Source organism: Tolypothrix bouteillei VB521301 (assembly GCF_000760695.4).
Lineage (GTDB): Bacteria > Cyanobacteriota > Cyanobacteriia > Cyanobacteriales > Nostocaceae > Scytonema > Scytonema bouteillei_A.
Genome location: NZ_JHEG04000001.1, coordinates 4,289,979 through 4,306,252, shown reverse-complemented (window position 1 = coordinate 4,306,252; position 16,274 = coordinate 4,289,979). Strand labels below are relative to the sequence as shown.

Here is a 16,274-nt window from a genome sequence, read left to right as displayed (position 1 = left end):
TGACAATGTTGTATGTCCTTAATTTAAAGGTATATCCATAGTGCTTGATGAATCAGTGAGCAACCTGATTTTCAGGTCTTGGTAAAATTCTTCCTGAACAAGCTCCACTTTAGACTGAGCACAAAGCAGTAGTAATGCCCAAAAAACACTAACCATATGGTTTTCGTGGGAATGCTCTGTGATATTCTTCTGTTGCGGTTGCTTTGCTAGGGTCCATAACTCCACAAGTTGTTCTAAATTCAACCAATTTTTCTCTAAATTTAATTCTGGAGTCCTCAGGCGTAAAACTTGCTCGAGTTCCGAAGCCACTTCTGTCAGATTTTCCTGGTGAGCCAATTCTAAAGCAGCTTTCATGGATTGAAGGCTGGGTTGGCGTCGAGTACGAGCAGGCTTGTTCGCTTTTTCCACTAGCTGCAACTGTTTTGCCATAACTTGCAACTGTTCTATAAGTTCTTGCAAGGTCACACGGCGTTTCGGTGGAGGCATAGCTGCAGGGCGACGGCGTAAATGACGTTCCAATGGCAAGCGTTGGTGGTGAGAAGTGGCTCCATCTTCGCTTTCCAAGAGAGCTTCTTCAGTCGCTTCTTGTTCCTCTACTGCTGCTTGCAACTGCATCAAAGTATTTGCCTTGAACAAGACCAGTTTTGATGCCGACAAAAAAGCTTGACCCGATTGTGATAAATCAGTTTCATACCCTCTTGTTGCAGTTTCCGGTGCCATGAGCTCTAAGTAACTATCGATCACTTCAATCACCTTGACATCCCAAGGGTCTATTTCCCCTTGTTCAGCTTGGTAAATGAGCAACGTAATTGTTTCTAATAGCTCAGCAGCGTCCATTGAATGATTGGTGGTTGGTGGTTGGGGGTTAGCGGTTAGTGGTTACAACTACTAACGACTAACCACTAAATTATTAACAAATTTTACCTTTGCGATCGCTTGATGCTTCCCTGAAAATTATTACACATACCATTTTGGCAGTTGAGTTACCGTATAAATTATCATCTAAACGATGTCAAAAAGGTTAGTGCCGTACATAGAGAGTAAAACGCTGTGAGAATACTTCGTTTAGATTTGAGTTTAATAGTTAGAACATTTTGGGAATCCAGTATACTACTATTTTTTTATACCCCTTACGAGCCCAAAATAAACGACTTGTTGTCACTGGTTATCGGTCACTGGTGTACTGTTGACAATGGCATCAAAAGTTCCTTTGATAGTTCCGGCAATGGGGACTGCAACAAGTGTTCCTAACAAACCAGCAATTTCAAAACCCATTAAAATAGCAACAAAAATCCATATAGGATTGACTCCGATAAAATCACCAAGTAGCTTGGGACTGAGTAAATTATCTTTGATTTGCTGTACAACGATCGCAGCAACAGCCACTTGCACTGCCAACCACCAGTTTTGTAACAAAACTAAAAACGTGACCAAACCAATACCCAATGTTGCCCCAATAAAAGGTATGAGTTGCGATATGCCAATCACTATAGCGAATAACAGCGCAAAAGGAACCTTGAGAATGAGGAAAATTGGAGTCATAATGACCCCCATAAAAACTGCCAGTAAAAGTTGGCTGAGGAAAAAGTAGTGAAAGTTACGCTGTAAAGAGGTTCTTAATGGAACTCGAACATTAGCCGGTAAAAGGTTAAATAAGCCAAACCACACGCGTTCCCCATACAGAAGCATATAGAACGCCAAGACAACCACCAATATCACATCGAGCAATCCTGACAAGACTGTCCCGGCGAATCCCACAGCAGCAGAAGCAAGCTGTTGAACCATACTTTGAATATTGGCATTGATTTGATTGCTAACAACTCTCAGATCTAAAGGTAAACGTCGCTTTTTGGCTATAGCTTCAAAAGACTCTAAATTGGCTTGACTCGTCGCCAACCAATTTGGAATTCTATCTAAAAGTTGAATAGTTTGATCTATCACTATTGGCACGAGCGTAACACCTAAAACAATCAAAAGCGTGAGTGTCAGCAGCAACACAATCGTCACCGCTTGAGGACGGTTGACAGCACGTTCAAAGAACTTGACTGCATAGTTCAGGAGAAAAGCCAAAATTGCTGCAACGCTCACAATAGTGATGGGATGCTGAAATAAACGAAAAATTAAATACAACAACCAGAGATTGAGAGCGATAATTGGACCGCTCAGACCATATATTAAAAGACGTTGAAGTGAGGCTGAACGGCGCATCTTATTTTTACTTTGGTTAACGGATCGCTTCTCACTGTTAACTCCCATTCCCGACCGTTTAATACAGGAAGATGACAATGGATAGAAATATTGCTGACCTTAGGAAGGATTATACCTTGCAAGGTTTGAGCGAGACTGAAGTTGACCCCAATCCTTTTATACAATTTAAACGATGGTTCGACCAGACATTAGCAGCCCAACTTGTAGAACCAAATGCCGTCACTCTTGCAACTACGACACAAGAGGGGAAGCCATCTGCAAGAATGGTATTGCTCAAAGGTTTTGACGATCGGGGTTTTGTATTCTTTACAAACTACAACAGCCAAAAAGGGCAGGAACTAGCAGAAAATCCCCAAGCGTCTCTTGTTTTTTGGTGGGCAGAACTAGAACGCCAAGTCCGCATATCTGGAAGTGTGGAAAAAATTTCAGACAAAGAGTCAGATGAATATTTTTACAGCCGTCCTCTCAACAGTCGCTTGGGTGCATGGGCTTCCAATCAAAGTGAGGTGATAGAAAATCGAGCAGTCCTCGAACAACGAATAGAGGAACTTCAAACCAAATATCAAAACCAAGAAGTTCCCCGCCCCCAACATTGGGGTGGCTTTCGAGCAATCCCCGTAGAAATTGAATTTTGGCAGGGACGCCCCAATCGACTGCACGATCGCCTGCGCTATACCCGTTTAGATGATAGCAGTTGGAAGATCGAACGGTTGTCGCCATAGAGTGCTATCAGCTAATAGCTAATAGCTAATAGCTATTAGCTGATAGCCCTATCTCAGGAGCACAGACGCTAAGCGCAAAGCGCATGCTCCGCGTTGCCGCAGGCTATGCCCGTAAGGGCTATACGCCAGTCCCGGTGGTCGCGGGAAACCCCTCCGGGTATCTCCTTACGGAGACGCTACGCGATGCCGAAGGCTATGCCCGCAAGGGCTATACGCCAGTTGCCAGGGCGCGGCGGGAAACCCGCCTACAGCAATGGTCTCACCGCCTACAGGACTAAACTCACCATTAGCAATTAGCAATTAGCCATTAGCCATTAGCCATTAACCTTTTGAAGCAAACTGAACTCTAGGGTCGGGCATAAAACTGTATCTCAGGTAAACCCCTGCCAGTACGAATACAATAATGAATAGTGTCCCAAAACCAAGAGGGCTTGGAAGCCAAAACACGACTTCTATATGGTTTAATTCTCCAGGCTTAAGTCTCCACACAAGTTGATTGCCGTTCTTTTCTGGAACGATCGCATTCTCTGTCTTTTCTACAGTCCTTGCACCCCAAGGAGTGTTTAAGCCAAATTCTAAGTCGAGAATGGAACCGGGATTAGATAGCACAGCTCCTTTGCTGGAAATTAAACCTAGCGATCGCAAATCCAAATCGTAAATCAACCGATTCCTTACTAAGAGTAAGAAATTGTTTTGAAACAGAAGTATATTTGATTCAATTTTTGGCAGTTCTGCGTTAGCCTCATTGGTTCCTGTTTCGGGTTTTTGAGTTCCATTAGGGTGGAAAAATTCGTTAAATTTGGTTTGTAATTCTTGACCGTTACTGAAAGGGATGGAAACAAAAATTTCCTCTTTGGAAAGCCGTCGTATTTTACCTTCTAATTTCCGAGCGCGACGTTCTATGCTATTTAACCATTCGTAGACAGAATCGCCACTGAAACTGAGCAGCCGTTCTTCTAATTTTATGTGCTGCACCAATTCGCCATGATTTGAATTGTCAAAGTTAACACCTAGATCGTACTTCACACACCCTGAGAGAAATAAGGATATCAACAGCACAGCCCATACAATGAATGATTTTGAACCGACGGTAAACGTTGATGAACGCCGATAATTGTCTCCTTTTCCTGCGTGCTTTGCCGTGCATCTGCGGTTATAATTTTGAAATATAGACCATCTCATAATATAAAGCTCTCCAAAAATCAATAAGTTAGGTTAGGCAACGAAATCCTTTATCTCCTCGCAATTTTCGATCGAAAGTTACCGTTTCAGTACAACTCATATGTTGAGCGATCGCTCCAATTAGATAGTCCGAAAAATCAGCTCGTCCCTGTTTGGTTCGTTGTAATGCTTGATACACTATGGAACGGTTTTCAAATTCAAAGCCCGAGCTTTGCAATATCATCTCTAACGTAGTAATGATTTCATCTTTACCAAATTGATAAGGTCGTCCTCTTAAAACCCACACGAGTTCGCTTAAGACAACATTGCCAATAAAACAAGGTTGATTTTCCTGAATGATTTGAGACGCTTGTTCCCATTGGTTAACGTCATCTTTGGTAAGATAGCGAACTAGAACATTCGTATCAAGTCCAATCACGCGCACCCTCCGCGATCGCTGCTTCCATGTCCTCTATTGTTGCAGCCGTCATACCAGGACGATGCAAAAATCCAGACAACGCTTCAATTGGGACATTCAGTGGCACAATCTTGACATCACCATTTTCATCGACTACAAATTCAATTTTGCTGCCAGTATCTAGTTTCAGGTAATCTCGGATTTCCTTGGGAATAGTAACTTGTCCTTTAATTGTGACTGTCGCAATGGACATAGGAATAAGCCTTACAAATGCGCCTTACTTAATTGTAAGGCATAAGACCATTTTAAAATCTTTCTCTTTTCTACTCTCAAATCTCGAGCAAACTTTAAGATTGATAGTATATACATCGCTCCTTAGCTATATATGGGGGCATAGCTGAAGCGGTGATATAAGCCACTAGAATCTGCATATTACCCAGAGATGAAGCGTTCAATTGCCTGCGAGTTAACCTGACAAACCCATCCAAAGCAGCCCACCTAAGATTAAACCGATCGCAATTAAAGCTACCCAAATAAATCGATTGTCTTTAGTATTTACCTGACTGAGATCTACAAATTCTGGCTCGGGACGCATCTGTCTTTGGGAAGAACTAGGCTTGACAGCGAATCGAGTGTTGGTTTCATTATCAGCGATTGCACCCAGATCGGGAATTTCAGTCATCCATTCTTTCGGACGTTGTAACCTAGGCGCTTTGAGAATGTAGTGTAATTCTTTCGCTTGCTTGCTGGTTTCCAGGTGGGGATGGCGCTTGAGTTGTTCGCAAAGGTCAAGTGCTTCTTCGGAGCGCCCAGCTGCTTCATAAGCCGTGACAAGCCAAAGTTTCACCTCCCCAGCAAGACGAGAATTGGGGGCTAGAAGGTCGCTTGCTTTTGAGAGTTGTTCGACAGCTTCCCGATATTGCCCTTTTTCAAAAGCAATTCTCCCAGCTTGATACCTAATTTTAGCTATTTCTAAACTTTCAGAACTCACTTTGCACACAAAAAATCGGCACTGTCTTTATTTTGCCAACAGTGGCGACCATTGGGAGTCATATTTTTTTACTGACTGGGATGCTCTTCAGCCAATAGCTATATCAGCTATATCAATGTAGGTTTTGCTAGCATCTTAAATAGTGACCAGCGATCGGTGAGTTGAAATATGCCTAACCCATTTCCTGGGATGAACCCTTATCTCGAACAATCAGATTACTGGTCAGATTTCCACAACCACTTGATAGCGGCGCTAGCTAAAGACTTGATTCCCAAATTGTTACCAAAATATCGGGTAGTCACGGACAAATGGGTATACAAGGTGAGCGGCGATATGGCGATCGCTATTGGCAGACCAGACTTGAGTGTTCAGCAGAACCTTCATTGATGAAATACGAGAAGAACGCATTCAGGACTGACAAACTACGTATCATTATCAATATTGTCAAAAAATGATATACTTAATTAAATATTCTTATTTAAGAAAAAACACTTAAGAATTATGTATTGGCAACGAAGTTTACTTGGGTTGGGCTCGATCGCAGCCGTAGTAGCACTCACAACGGCTCCTGCTTCAGCAAATTGGGTAGACATCAATGGTGGTAACACTTACGTAGTTCCTCAAGCCCCCACTGTTGGTAATTATATTTACGGTAGCCCTATTTCAACTCCTATACCTGTAAATCCCGCCACAGGTTTACCACCGAAATACAACAGTAACGTATACCCACAGGGTTATTACCCATACTCTTATGGAGGACACAAGATTATTGACTCCACGATTGTTAACCCTGTTTTAGTCAATCCTCAAATTAGAAACTCAACGGTGATTAATCCTGTAATTGTTAACGATCGCCCATCATATCCACACTATTACAGATGGCGATCGCCTTACCGTCGTTTCTAATCTTACTCACCAACATTAGAATAATGGGCTACGTTTAAAGTGAGATGGTAGGCTTTAGCCCTACCTAGTACAGCACGGCGTAAATAAAGCAACCATTAGTGACACAGAAAAAGCTTACAGTTAAAGCTTTTGCGCCTTCTGCCCTCTGCCATCGTACTTCTGCCTTCGTGTACTAGCTCTGTCAAGGTGGCTCAAAAATTAGGAAAATTCTGCCCGAGCTTCGACATCTAACCTTTGCTTTCTTCGCGTCTTTGCGGTTCAAAAACATTTTTTAACCAAGAAGACGCAAAGAGCACGAAGAGAAGAGTAGAGGTTGTATTATCGGAACTTAAATGACTAAATTCCTGCTTTGGATCTTGGAAATAGGTTGACTTTCGTAGCTAATCCCAAATTTTGCAGAACTTTAATTGCCCACCAAGTCATATCTATTTCCCACCAATGCAAGCCAGCTTTTGCAACATTTGGGTGAGCGTGATGATTGTTATGCCAACCTTCTCCATAAGTTAAAATTGCTGCCCACCAAAGATTTCGAGAATTGTCATCTAATTGGAAATTGCGGTAACCTCTGATGTGGGTTGCAGAATTAATGAGCCAGGTGGTGTGCCAAAGCACAACAGCTCTGAGAAAAACTCCGAAAATAATAAAACTCCAACCTCCTAAAGCGTACAGTAAGATACCAAGAGGTATTTGCAGCAGTAAGAAGTAACGATCTAACCAACGATAATATGGATCGCGCTGTATTTCTGGGGCGAATCTTTTGTAATGTTCGGGGTCAAAAAACTCGGATCGCGGATACAATATCCAGAGCATGTGGCTCCACCAAAAACCACGTCGGGAAGAGTAAGGATCTTTGTCTGTGTTCTCTGTATGGGCGTGGTGCAGCCGATGTCCTGCTATCCAAAAGGTTGGTCCTCCTTGCATGGCAAGAGCTCCCAATGTGGCGATCGCATATTCCAACCATTTTGGTACAGAAAAACTGCGGTGGCTCAAAAGTCGGTGATAGCCCAGGCAAATTCCAATACTGCCAAATAACCAGTGCAAGAATATTGTGATTGCTAAAGCAGACCAAGAAAAATACCAGGGAGCGAGCATTGCCAGGGCATGAATCGTACCGAAAAATGCCACGTTAGTCCAGCTCAGAGCCAGTGACTGCTTATCGACAGCCACATCTGAGTTTGTAGTCATGAATTGTTCCTTTGATATAAGTACAGTAAAAACTAGGGGAGAGAGCTAAAGTAGGAGTAGAGGATGCAAGTGCCACTTACATCTCCAAGCTTAGCAAAGAAAAAATTTAAATGCAAGTAGCACTTGCATTCTTCATCTATGAGTGGTCAAATTATTTCAACCCGACAGCGACTGATCGATGCAGCTAGATTCTTGTTTGCAACTCAAGGAATCACAGAAACGACAACAAAAGCAGTTGCAGAATTAGCGGAAGTCAACGAAGTGACACTATTTCGGCATTTTGGTAACAAATATGGGTTGCTTTTAGCAGTCCTAACCGAATCGCCAGTGTTTCAACAGCTAGGTGAATCGTTAAAAATACAAGCCAACCAAACGACGAGTGTTTATCAAGCTCTGAGAGATTATTGTGAAGAGCGGTTGCAGACTCTGGACAAAGTCCCACAATTAGTGCGTTCTGTAGTTGGTGAGGCTGGACATTACTCAGTTGAAAACCGTGAGGCGATTGGAAAAGGCTTAACTCAAGCCAACCACCACGTTGCTGAATACTTAGCTACAGTAATGGAACGGGAAAAGTTGTCCACTCACCTACCTGCTGAAAAGCTAGCCAGTTTACTGAACAGTATGTTAATAGGATATGCCGTAGTTGAATTTACAAGTGAATCTCACCAACTTTGGCATAATAGAGATGAATTTTTAGAAAATTTAGTAACGCTGTTTTTAAACCAAATTACAAATTCTACAAGTTCAACCAATTGTGATTCTTTACCAACAGAGAAGGTTGTAGATTTACCGACTCATTTAGTTCACAGTATTTTGCAAAAGGCAAAGAAATCCGGTCTTCGAGATTATGCTCTCATGTACGTTTTATTTGGGGCTGGTTTATCTCCAGTCGAAATTGTCAACTTAGAGCGTTCCCACCAAATCACGGATGTCAAGCAGCACTTTTTACAAATAACTCAAGGCTCCATTCGACAAGTGCCAATTAATCAATGGATTTTAGGCAAGCGATATGGTTCTTACACGCGCAATCCATTAACTTTATGGCTTAAGAGCCGCAAAGACGATTGCTTGGCATTATTTCTTAGCGATCGCAATGCACCGATCTCCGAGAGAGAAATACACGATCGCTGGGAAATTTTAACCGCAGGTTTATTGACCCCTGAAGGGCAACAACCCGTTATTGAGCAAGCTCAACAAACGTGGTGTGTGGATATGTTGATGAAGGGAATGAATTTAGAAGATATGAGTTTAATTACAGGCTGGAACTTGACTAAACTACAACCATTAGCTCGTCGAGCTAGAGAAAAATTGGCTCTGAAGCAGGCTATTGTTTTAGATAGGAAATCCTAGCAAGAAAGAGAGTAGGGGCGCGATAGTCTTGCGCCTTTACAGAGGGTATGGTTCATTTATATGAAAACTGTTGTAATTCATTATTAACTCGTAATTAAGAATTTCTTAATTACGAATTAGGAATTTTTTAATTACGAATTATTTGTGTTACTCCTTGTTCGGTAGAACGCCTTGCTGCATCTGCAACTTTGAGAGTGTATAAACTTTCTTCTGGCGTGAGATACAAGGGAGTACCGTTGATTAAACGATCCAAAACCATTGTTGTATCTTTAGCAAACAAACCCCGTCGAGTTCCAACCTCTATAGGTTTTCTTTCCCCTACTTGTACCAGAACGCCCGTATCTTCATTAAACAAAAGTCCTCCATTTTCGCCATGAACTTCAAACTTGCGTTCCGGTTGCCATAGCGTTTCACCCTTACCATAAATAACGTGAGCCAACAATCCACTTGTAAAGGAAAGTTGAGCTTCACAGAAACAGCTTTGATAATAATCTGTTTCCACTGCCCAAAATCGGTTGTGGCAATTGACTGACACCACTTCACCAAATAAATCTATAAGACGGTGCAATCGGGACAAAGCACCTATCAACGGAAACCCAAAAAGGTTGTGATTGTACGTCCATTTCCGAGGTGCGGGATGTTCGGGTTTGATAGTGTTGTAACGGACAAAAAATACTTGACCAATTTTTGGTAAGTATTGCTTTACTGCTTGATGTATCCCACCTAACATTTCAATGTGTTCGACGTGTAAAAGCCTGTTTTGTGTTTTTGAGAGTGCAATTAATTCTTCAGCTTCTACCACATCAAAAGACAGTGGATATTCTACTACCACGTGTTTGCCATTCTTTAACGCTTCTCGTACAACTGCTCCGTGATCCCGATTAACACTACAAATAACCACCAAGTCTATATCTTCTTGCTGCACGAGATGTTGCCAAGAATTGACCATTTGTGCTTGATAGTTTCTGGCAAAGGCTTCTGTCTTTTCTGGTGTATTGCCAGCTACGGCAACTAAATGGGAACGCTCATCTTGTAAAAATGCCTCAGCCCTGAGCTTTGCCGCAGCCCCAGTCCCAACTAAACCTACTCGTACAGGACTGTCTTGTAAAAATGCTGAGTTACTGTACATTGGAGTCACCAATCTATCTACCCTATCGTACTTACACCTATATTTTTCCCCAAAGTACGTTTTTCTACTCCCAGTTTTGTCTAAAAATTATAACTTTACTTAATTGATACTTACCGAGCTTTAGTCACAAGCTTTTGAGCCATTTTTCTTATAAATTGGCTGTGAAGAATTCCAGTTTATTTCCAAAATATACTTAGGTATGGCTAGAGGCTACCTAAAGTATCCTGAGGTTTGCTCTAATTTTACTTACATGACTAACTCATCTTCCTTCTCAGTATAATTAAGGAAATAATTGATTTGTCATTGTAGATTTTTTCCTTAACTAGGTAATTGTATAATACAATGCGATCGCAAATCTGAAATTTACTTGGATTTACAATTTTTTTTGCAGTCATAAAATTATCTAATTATCTAGCAATTTGCTGCTCCTTAATATAAGTAAAACTAATCACGATCGGGTAACTAAATTTCATTACTAATCGGGCTAAAATTCCAGTTGCATCCTCTTAGTTTTCTCGTAGTATCAAAAGTGAAGCAAATTTGTAACAGCGGCTGCTCTGTAAAGATAAGCCGTTCTATTTGCTTTAAGATAACTTATACTGCCGTTACAAAAGAGAGGATTACCAAATGCCTACCTACAAAGTCACACTTGTCAACGAAGGCGAAGGTATAAACACAACTATTGATGTAAAAGATGACGAGTACATTCTCGACGCTGCTGAAGAGCAAGGTATTGAACTGCCTTACTCCTGTCGTGCTGGTGCTTGCTCTACTTGTGCAGGTAAACTTGTTACCGGTACTGTTGACCAGTCTGACCAATCATTCTTAGATGATGACCAGATTGAAGCAGGATACGTACTCACCTGCGTTGCTTACCCAACCTCGGATGTCACCATCCAAACTCATCAAGAAGAAGAACTTTACTAGAAGTCACTCCTCTTCATACAGTTTTGGAGGAGTGGATTTTATATGAGTGTCGTCAAGACAGCATAATAAAAAAGCAGCACAGACAAAAGATTTTTGTCTTTGCTGTGTCTGCTTCATACACCTACTTTGGCAATCAATCTGAATTTAGGTCGCACAGCAGGAACGCAGCGCTAACTGTCTTCCTGCTTTATTGACCTAATACTAGTGTGACATATAACAATTAGGGCGTGGGCATTGGGCATTGGCTCTCCCCACATCCAATTAGCTAGTAAGCTACTGCCATTAAATATAAGTAAAACTAATCGCAATCGGGTAACTAAATTTCATTACTAATCGGGCTGAAATTCCAGTTGTATCCTCTTAGTTTTCTCTTAGTATCAAAAGTGAAGCAAATTTGTAATAGTGGGTAACTGTAAAGATTAGCCGTGCTGTTTGCTTTAGGATAACTTATACTGCCATTGACAAAAGAGAGGATTACCAAATGCCTACTTACAAAGTGACACTTATCAACGAAGCCGAAGGTTTAAACACAACTATTGATGTACCAGATGACGAGTACATTCTCGACGCGGCTGAAGAGAAAGGTCTTGATTTGCCCTACTCTTGTCGTGCTGGTGCTTGCTCTACTTGTGCAGGTAAAGTTGTTTCCGGTACTGTTGACCAGTCTGACCAATCATTCTTGGATGATGACCAAATTGAAGCAGGATACGTACTGACTTGTGTTGCTTACCCAACCTCTGATGTCACAATCCTAACTCACCAAGAAGAAGAAATTTATTAGAGATGACTCCTCTTCATACCATTTTGAATGAGTGAATTTTAGATGAGTGTTATAAAGGCAGCATAAGAAAAAAGCAGCAAAGACAAAATTTTTTGTCTTTGCTGTGTCTGCTTTATACACCTACTTTGGCAATCAGTCTAAATTTACGTTGCATAGCAGGAACGCAGCGCTAACTGTCTTCCTGCTTTATTGACCTAATACTAGTGTGACACATAGTACTTGAGGCGTGGAGATTGGGATTGGGAATAAGTTCTCCTTCCTGGTACAATCATCCTGGTGGTTTGTTGTTTTGTGCGATCGCATTGCTGAAAACTTCCATTTTGGTTCCAGGATAATAAAACTGGAGAATTTTTGGGCTTGACCAGCCGAGGCGGGCTAAATTTTGAGCCCCCGTTTGGCTTAACCCTACTCCGTGTCCCAACCCACCACCAATAAAAGCATATCCCCAAAGACCCGGTTGTCCTTTGTTAAGAGGTTTGAGATAGAAAAACGTACTGACTGGCGCAGCAAAAGCACTTCGCACTTCGTCTTTATGTAGTGTAAAAGCGCCTATATTTGTATCAACTTCTAATTTAAGAATGCGCCCACTCTTGCTTCTTTCTGTGACTTGCATCTCTTTAATAGTTTTAAATTTTGCATAGGGGCTTTTCTTTACTTTTAAAAATTTCTGCAAATCTTTGGCAATATCTTCTAGTTTAGTTTCCCTTTGCCATCGGAATAAGTCCCTCTGACTCTCGTTAAATCCTTGCTTGAGATTGATAAACTGTTGGAAATTATTTTCATTAGCTAAACTCTGCCCCGATAAATTCCATAGGTTGCTCTTAGGAGCATCTACCACGGGTTGCAGGTAAGGACGGTCATCACCATTCCAAACATCACTAAAAGATGCTGTTACGCCACCAGTTGTGGAAGAATAGAGGGCATCGACCAGCTGATTTTGATAGGTAAGTACCATACCTCGTGTTGTTGCGATCGCTCGATCTGTATTTGCTGTGACTCCATCCAAACCATAATAAACTTGACAGTGAGTATCCGCGCACAATTGATATCCATCTATTGCAAATCTGTGTACGTTTCTTAAGGCATAAGTCCGCGCAATAACTGCTTGTGCTTCTAAAGCGGCGGTTGGTGATGAAGCACCGATTTCGTAGGGTACCACTCCCCGCAAGTAAGTTTCTAAAGGCACTTCGTTAACCAACGTATAACTTCCGTATGCATTAGACTGAACTTCCATCCTGCCAGCATACAGCCTTGCATTCTCCGGTTTTTGGCTTTCACGAACTCGAATTAAATTCTGGTTGCTGGTAATCTGTATATTCTTCTGAGTGTAGCTTTTGCCATTTGCTTGCAAGCTTAACAGAGGCATTTGCCGCAAAATTTGGGTATCGACAAATGCCGTCTTATAACCATCAGCCAGTATATTTTGTAGGAGCAAGCGTCTGAGTAAAGGCGTGTTGTATACAGACCGTTTTGCCCAAACTTGCCAGCGATCCGGCTGGGCAATTTCCACTTCTATGCCTCGTTCTCGCCACTTTCTAGCACTATCTTCAGCAGTCTCATAAGTACGGTATACTCCCAACACAACTCTTTCCTCTACTGCTGCTTCCGGTAAGAGTTGCATTTTGACTTCTAGGTTTACCGGTTTGTTAGTGACAACGATTTGCTGTTTGTTGCCGTCCTGAAATTTTAGCTTCAGACTATCGCCTTTGGTAGGTTCGAGTAGCAGCTTTTCTGTGGGTTCATCACCAAAGCGCTGCACTATACCTATCCTGAGTTCTACATCCTTTGTTTTGCCCGCAGGTCCTGATGCACCTGTTAAACCCAGCAAACAAAACAAGGGAAGTACGGTATAAGAAATACGCAAGATAATTTTCATGAATTTTAGTATTGCCGCCAGATCTATCTAGAGGTATTTGTGTTTGAGTATGAATGATGGATTGTTGCTGGTCAGCTTACGTCGTTTAAAATTGGGAAGTTTTATTTTGTTCGGTCACTACCCTATTTTTTCAGGTAGGGGGTAGGTTTGTTAAAGAACCTACTATGTAGTTAAACAACAGATAAGGGCGATTGCTTGGCAACTATTATTAGTTGGGAAAAAGGTTATTACCACTTGGGTATTCCGGTTGCCACATTTATCACCTCCTTTGCACATCTTACAATAACGTGCAAGATTATTCCGGATAAACAAAGAATACACTTCATTGGTACCAAACTGTGGCAATACCATAGATTTTGTTACCCAAACGATTGGCTTATTTGCTGCATTTATTATAAGAATAAATACTTAATTCTGTACCTACAAAATCCGTAGGTCAAGATGAAAAATTAGTATTTTCTACATGGAGACTGCTATTTCACCACCAGTGTTCCTCATGTCACTTCTGCAATACCATAAGATTTCTTCAACAAAGTCGTGTTTGTACCACAAATTTTTTGATGATACTACTACCGCTCTCATCGAAACAATTCATTGCAAATTAAAGTCATAACGACTATGATTTATTTAAAAGCAAGAAAATTTACTAACAAAACTTATTATGGTCAGAGTTCAAGAAATTCCGTTAAATCAAATACAGCGACCCCTACCCAGAAAGAACGATCCAGAGAAAGTTTTAGCTTTGATGGAATCGATCGCAGAGATTGGACAGCAAGAACCGATAGACGTTTTAGAAGTTGAGGGAAAATATTACGGATTTTCTGGATGCCATCGCTATGAAGCATGCCAGCGTTTGGGTAAAGAAACTATCATCGCCAGAGTTCGCAAAGCCCCAAAAAGCGTTCTCAAGATGCATTTGGCTTAGCTAATGGCTAATGGCTAATGGCTAATGGCTAATTGCTAATTGCTAATAGCTAATGGCTAATGGCTAATTGCTAATAGCTAATGGCTAATGGCTAATGGCTAATTGCTAATGGCTAATGGAAGACTGGTGAATCCACTGAACCGCGTGCGTGGTAAGCTCATTGTTATAGGAGGGTTAGCCCGAACTTATAGCAATTAGCGTATAGTCCAAAGGGTACAAGCCTGCGGCAATGCGTAGTATCTCCCTAGGAGAGTAGGATCGACCCATTGGCAAAGCATAAAAGACACAGAGCTAATGGTGATATTAACTATTAGCAATTAGCCATTAGCCATTAGCCAAAATGCCTGATAACGATCGCACTAAAAAGTTGCAAGACTTAATGCAACGGGTGGACATTTCTAGCTTTAAAGCTCTGAGTCGCACTGCTGGTGTCTCAGAGCGGCAAATTTTGCGCTTGCGACAGTTGGGAGTTGAGCAGATGCGGGTGGATGTGTTGCTCAAGTTGTCACAAGCGCTAAAAGTTTCTTTAAATGAGTTTATTAGAATTTTTTCTCAAGTGGATTTGGTGAAAGATGCAGATCCACCAAGTCAAGAATTATTAAAACAAATCACAGAGATAAGAAAAGAGTACGAGCGCCTACAAGAGCAACTTCAACAGCAACGGCAAGTTTTGATACAAGAATTCCAGCAGTCGAGTTTGCAACTGCTCGAATCTTTATTAGTGCAATTTCCTACGGCTGCACACAAAGCTAGAGAAAATACTCAATTACCTGCGGTTAATATATTGCCACTGATACAGAAGCCTTTGGAAAGACTTTTACAGCAATGGGGTGTGGAGGCGATCGCGCCTGTGGGAGTAGAATTACCTTACGATCCGCAATTGCATCAGTTAATGGAAGGCAGCGCACAACCAGGTGAAATAGTCAAAGTACGATATACAGGTTATCGTCAAGGTGAGAAGCTGTTTTACAGAGCAAAGGTTAGCCCGCTTAATAGCGATCGATGATCGATCGAGTACGGGAAAATGATTTCCCTCTCAATTCCTCATTTTCAATGCTCAATACCCAAAATTCGTATTTTTACTGAACTTTTTCAGGAAAATTATGTAAAAATTTTGATTATTGATAATAACTCGGTAATTTCAAAAGACATACAACAGCGACTTTTCGATGCTTTGTTTACAGCTAAGGGAATTGGCAAAGTTACTGCTATGGAGCTTTCTATGAGCTACCAGATTTTTACGCACAAACAGGGTGTTGTTATGGAGTATTTTTCCTTACTAAGGGGTACTACTCCTGCGTACCCTTATGCTTCGGCTTGGTCAATAATAGAGTCATTAGGAATTTTCAAGAAATATAAATTATCCATCGTGTGGGATAGATGGGATTGTATTGCGGGGATCTCGCTAATACCTAGAGAGGGCTCCAACGCCCTCCATTGAAGCAAATCGGGAGCATCTTCGCCCGCTATTGATAGAACGGGCTGCGAGCAACATCCGATAAGAAAAAGTTAGATATTTTTTAATTTGAAAATTCCTTTGTATGGTAAAACAAGAGTTTACCCGGATATGAATAAAAAATTAAAACGAACAATTCATGATTAATTTACATTTATAACTTATATCTTACATTTTCTCTATGGCAGTCATTTTTCAAATGAATTACTATTGAAATGTGCTGACCAACTCAAAACATC

General features: G+C 41.3%; 18 protein-coding genes. 9 read left to right on the top strand and 9 right to left on the bottom strand.

Annotation, left to right across the window (positions count from 1 at the left end; genetic code table 11):
* Positions 1–18: 18 nt before the first annotated feature.
* Both HC643_RS17180 and HC643_RS17175 read right to left on the bottom strand, forming a co-directional pair.
* On the bottom strand, positions 19–837 hold the full coding sequence (locus HC643_RS17180; protein WP_038083839.1) for a segregation/condensation protein A: 819 nt from the start codon (positions 835–837) through the stop codon (positions 19–21).
* A gap of 321 nt (positions 838–1,158) precedes the next feature.
* Positions 1,159–2,208 (bottom strand): AI-2E family transporter, encoded by a 1,050-nt coding sequence (locus HC643_RS17175; protein WP_038083970.1) that lies wholly within the window; start codon positions 2,206–2,208, stop codon positions 1,159–1,161.
* Positions 2,209–2,285: 77 nt separating this feature from the next.
* On the opposite strand from HC643_RS17175, the gene pdxH reads away from it, so the two are divergent.
* Positions 2,286–2,930 carry a pyridoxamine 5'-phosphate oxidase gene (pdxH, locus tag HC643_RS17170; RefSeq protein WP_038083843.1) on the top strand — a complete coding sequence of 215 codons (645 nt, stop codon included), beginning with the start codon at positions 2,286–2,288 and terminating at the stop codon, positions 2,928–2,930.
* A 321-nt stretch (positions 2,931–3,251) separates the two neighbouring features.
* Here the strand turns inward: pdxH and HC643_RS17165 are convergent, their stop codons facing one another.
* From HC643_RS17165 to HC643_RS17150, 4 genes are all read right to left on the bottom strand, one after another.
* Positions 3,252–4,112 (bottom strand): DUF3153 domain-containing protein, encoded by an 861-nt coding sequence (locus HC643_RS17165; RefSeq protein ID WP_082051719.1) that lies wholly within the window; start codon positions 4,110–4,112, stop codon positions 3,252–3,254.
* A 28-nt stretch (positions 4,113–4,140) separates the two neighbouring features.
* Complete coding sequence (locus HC643_RS17160) at positions 4,141–4,530, bottom strand: PIN domain-containing protein (protein WP_202048626.1); 390 nt, start codon at positions 4,528–4,530, stop codon at positions 4,141–4,143.
* The gene (locus HC643_RS17155) at positions 4,517–4,762 is read right to left on the bottom strand and encodes an AbrB/MazE/SpoVT family DNA-binding domain-containing protein (protein ID WP_038083852.1); all 246 of its coding nucleotides are present in this window, start codon (positions 4,760–4,762) and stop codon (positions 4,517–4,519) included. The genes HC643_RS17160 and HC643_RS17155 overlap by 14 nt, the downstream gene beginning before the upstream one ends.
* A 213-nt stretch (positions 4,763–4,975) precedes the next feature.
* Positions 4,976–5,500 (bottom strand): outer membrane protein assembly factor BamD, encoded by a 525-nt coding sequence (locus tag HC643_RS17150; protein WP_038083856.1) that lies wholly within the window; start codon positions 5,498–5,500, stop codon positions 4,976–4,978.
* 168 nt (positions 5,501–5,668) lie between these two features.
* Here HC643_RS17150 and HC643_RS17145 point away from each other — a divergent pair, with 168 nt between their 5' ends.
* Together HC643_RS17145 and HC643_RS17140 are read left to right on the top strand one after the other, a co-directional pair.
* Entirely contained in the window at positions 5,669–5,887 is a 219-nt protein-coding gene (locus tag HC643_RS17145; protein WP_050045899.1) for a DUF4058 family protein, read from the top strand.
* Between the two features lie 114 nt (positions 5,888–6,001).
* Positions 6,002–6,406 carry a hypothetical protein gene (locus HC643_RS17140; RefSeq protein ID WP_050045898.1) on the top strand — a complete coding sequence of 135 codons (405 nt, stop codon included), beginning with the start codon at positions 6,002–6,004 and terminating at the stop codon, positions 6,404–6,406.
* Between the two features lie 336 nt (positions 6,407–6,742).
* Here the strand turns inward: HC643_RS17140 and HC643_RS17135 are convergent, their stop codons facing one another.
* Entirely contained in the window at positions 6,743–7,591 is an 849-nt protein-coding gene (locus HC643_RS17135; protein WP_038083863.1) for an acyl-CoA desaturase, read from the bottom strand.
* A gap of 138 nt (positions 7,592–7,729) precedes the next feature.
* On the opposite strand from HC643_RS17135, the gene HC643_RS17130 reads away from it, so the two are divergent.
* On the top strand, positions 7,730–8,941 hold the full coding sequence (locus tag HC643_RS17130; protein WP_038083866.1) for a TetR family transcriptional regulator: 1,212 nt from the start codon (positions 7,730–7,732) through the stop codon (positions 8,939–8,941).
* Positions 8,942–9,068: 127 nt separating this feature from the next.
* Here the strand turns inward: HC643_RS17130 and HC643_RS17125 are convergent, their stop codons facing one another.
* On the bottom strand, positions 9,069–10,070 hold the full coding sequence (locus HC643_RS17125; RefSeq protein ID WP_038083978.1) for a Gfo/Idh/MocA family protein: 1,002 nt from the start codon (positions 10,068–10,070) through the stop codon (positions 9,069–9,071).
* A 627-nt stretch (positions 10,071–10,697) separates the two neighbouring features.
* Between HC643_RS17125 and HC643_RS17120 the strand changes: the two genes are divergently transcribed.
* A complete protein-coding gene (locus HC643_RS17120; protein ID WP_038083869.1) occupies positions 10,698–10,997 on the top strand; it encodes a ferredoxin in 300 nt (99 codons plus the stop codon).
* Positions 10,998–11,478: 481 nt separating this feature from the next.
* On the top strand, positions 11,479–11,778 hold the full coding sequence (locus HC643_RS17115) for a ferredoxin (protein WP_038083871.1): 300 nt from the start codon (positions 11,479–11,481) through the stop codon (positions 11,776–11,778).
* Between the two features lie 268 nt (positions 11,779–12,046).
* Here HC643_RS17115 and HC643_RS17110 read toward each other — a convergent pair whose 3' ends face one another.
* Positions 12,047–13,654 carry a SpoIID/LytB domain-containing protein gene (locus HC643_RS17110; protein WP_038083873.1) on the bottom strand — a complete coding sequence of 536 codons (1,608 nt, stop codon included), beginning with the start codon at positions 13,652–13,654 and terminating at the stop codon, positions 12,047–12,049.
* A gap of 661 nt (positions 13,655–14,315) precedes the next feature.
* Here HC643_RS17110 and HC643_RS17105 point away from each other — a divergent pair.
* The 3 genes from HC643_RS17105 (at position 14,316) to HC643_RS17095 (ending at position 16,020) form a co-directional block, all read left to right on the top strand.
* The gene (locus tag HC643_RS17105) at positions 14,316–14,579 is read left to right on the top strand and encodes a ParB N-terminal domain-containing protein (RefSeq protein WP_017747164.1); all 264 of its coding nucleotides are present in this window, start codon (positions 14,316–14,318) and stop codon (positions 14,577–14,579) included.
* A gap of 340 nt (positions 14,580–14,919) precedes the next feature.
* The gene (gene grpE / locus HC643_RS17100; protein ID WP_038083875.1) at positions 14,920–15,585 is read left to right on the top strand and encodes a nucleotide exchange factor GrpE; all 666 of its coding nucleotides are present in this window, start codon (positions 14,920–14,922) and stop codon (positions 15,583–15,585) included.
* 18 nt (positions 15,586–15,603) lie between these two features.
* Positions 15,604–16,020 carry a hypothetical protein gene (locus tag HC643_RS17095; protein WP_038083877.1) on the top strand — a complete coding sequence of 139 codons (417 nt, stop codon included), beginning with the start codon at positions 15,604–15,606 and terminating at the stop codon, positions 16,018–16,020.
* Positions 16,021–16,274 lie beyond the last annotated feature (254 nt).

Bases quoted from the DNA above. Each gene is read 5' to 3' on its own strand.
- HC643_RS17145 (WP_050045899.1), top strand. From the start codon at position 5,669: ATGCCTAACCCATTTCCTGGGATGAACCCTTATCTCGAACAATCAGAT.
- HC643_RS17175 (WP_038083970.1), bottom strand. From the start codon at position 2,208: ATGCGCCGTTCAGCCTCACTTCAACGTCTTTTAATATATGGTCTGAGC.
- HC643_RS17115 (WP_038083871.1), top strand. From the start codon at position 11,479: ATGCCTACTTACAAAGTGACACTTATCAACGAAGCCGAAGGTTTAAAC.
- pdxH (WP_038083843.1), top strand. From the start codon at position 2,286: ATGGATAGAAATATTGCTGACCTTAGGAAGGATTATACCTTGCAAGGT.
- grpE (WP_038083875.1), top strand. From the start codon at position 14,920: ATGCCTGATAACGATCGCACTAAAAAGTTGCAAGACTTAATGCAACGG.
- HC643_RS17125 (WP_038083978.1), bottom strand. From the start codon at position 10,070: ATGTACAGTAACTCAGCATTTTTACAAGACAGTCCTGTACGAGTAGGT.
- HC643_RS17180 (WP_038083839.1), bottom strand. From the start codon at position 837: ATGGACGCTGCTGAGCTATTAGAAACAATTACGTTGCTCATTTACCAA.
- HC643_RS17130 (WP_038083866.1), top strand. From the start codon at position 7,730: ATGAGTGGTCAAATTATTTCAACCCGACAGCGACTGATCGATGCAGCT.
- HC643_RS17120 (WP_038083869.1), top strand. From the start codon at position 10,698: ATGCCTACCTACAAAGTCACACTTGTCAACGAAGGCGAAGGTATAAAC.
- HC643_RS17105 (WP_017747164.1), top strand. From the start codon at position 14,316: ATGGTCAGAGTTCAAGAAATTCCGTTAAATCAAATACAGCGACCCCTA.
- HC643_RS17095 (WP_038083877.1), top strand. From the start codon at position 15,604: ATGATTTCCCTCTCAATTCCTCATTTTCAATGCTCAATACCCAAAATT.
- HC643_RS17140 (WP_050045898.1), top strand. From the start codon at position 6,002: ATGTATTGGCAACGAAGTTTACTTGGGTTGGGCTCGATCGCAGCCGTA.
- HC643_RS17110 (WP_038083873.1), bottom strand. From the start codon at position 13,654: ATGAAAATTATCTTGCGTATTTCTTATACCGTACTTCCCTTGTTTTGT.
- HC643_RS17135 (WP_038083863.1), bottom strand. From the start codon at position 7,591: ATGACTACAAACTCAGATGTGGCTGTCGATAAGCAGTCACTGGCTCTG.
- HC643_RS17155 (WP_038083852.1), bottom strand. From the start codon at position 4,762: ATGTCCATTGCGACAGTCACAATTAAAGGACAAGTTACTATTCCCAAG.
- HC643_RS17165 (WP_082051719.1), bottom strand. From the start codon at position 4,112: ATGAGATGGTCTATATTTCAAAATTATAACCGCAGATGCACGGCAAAG.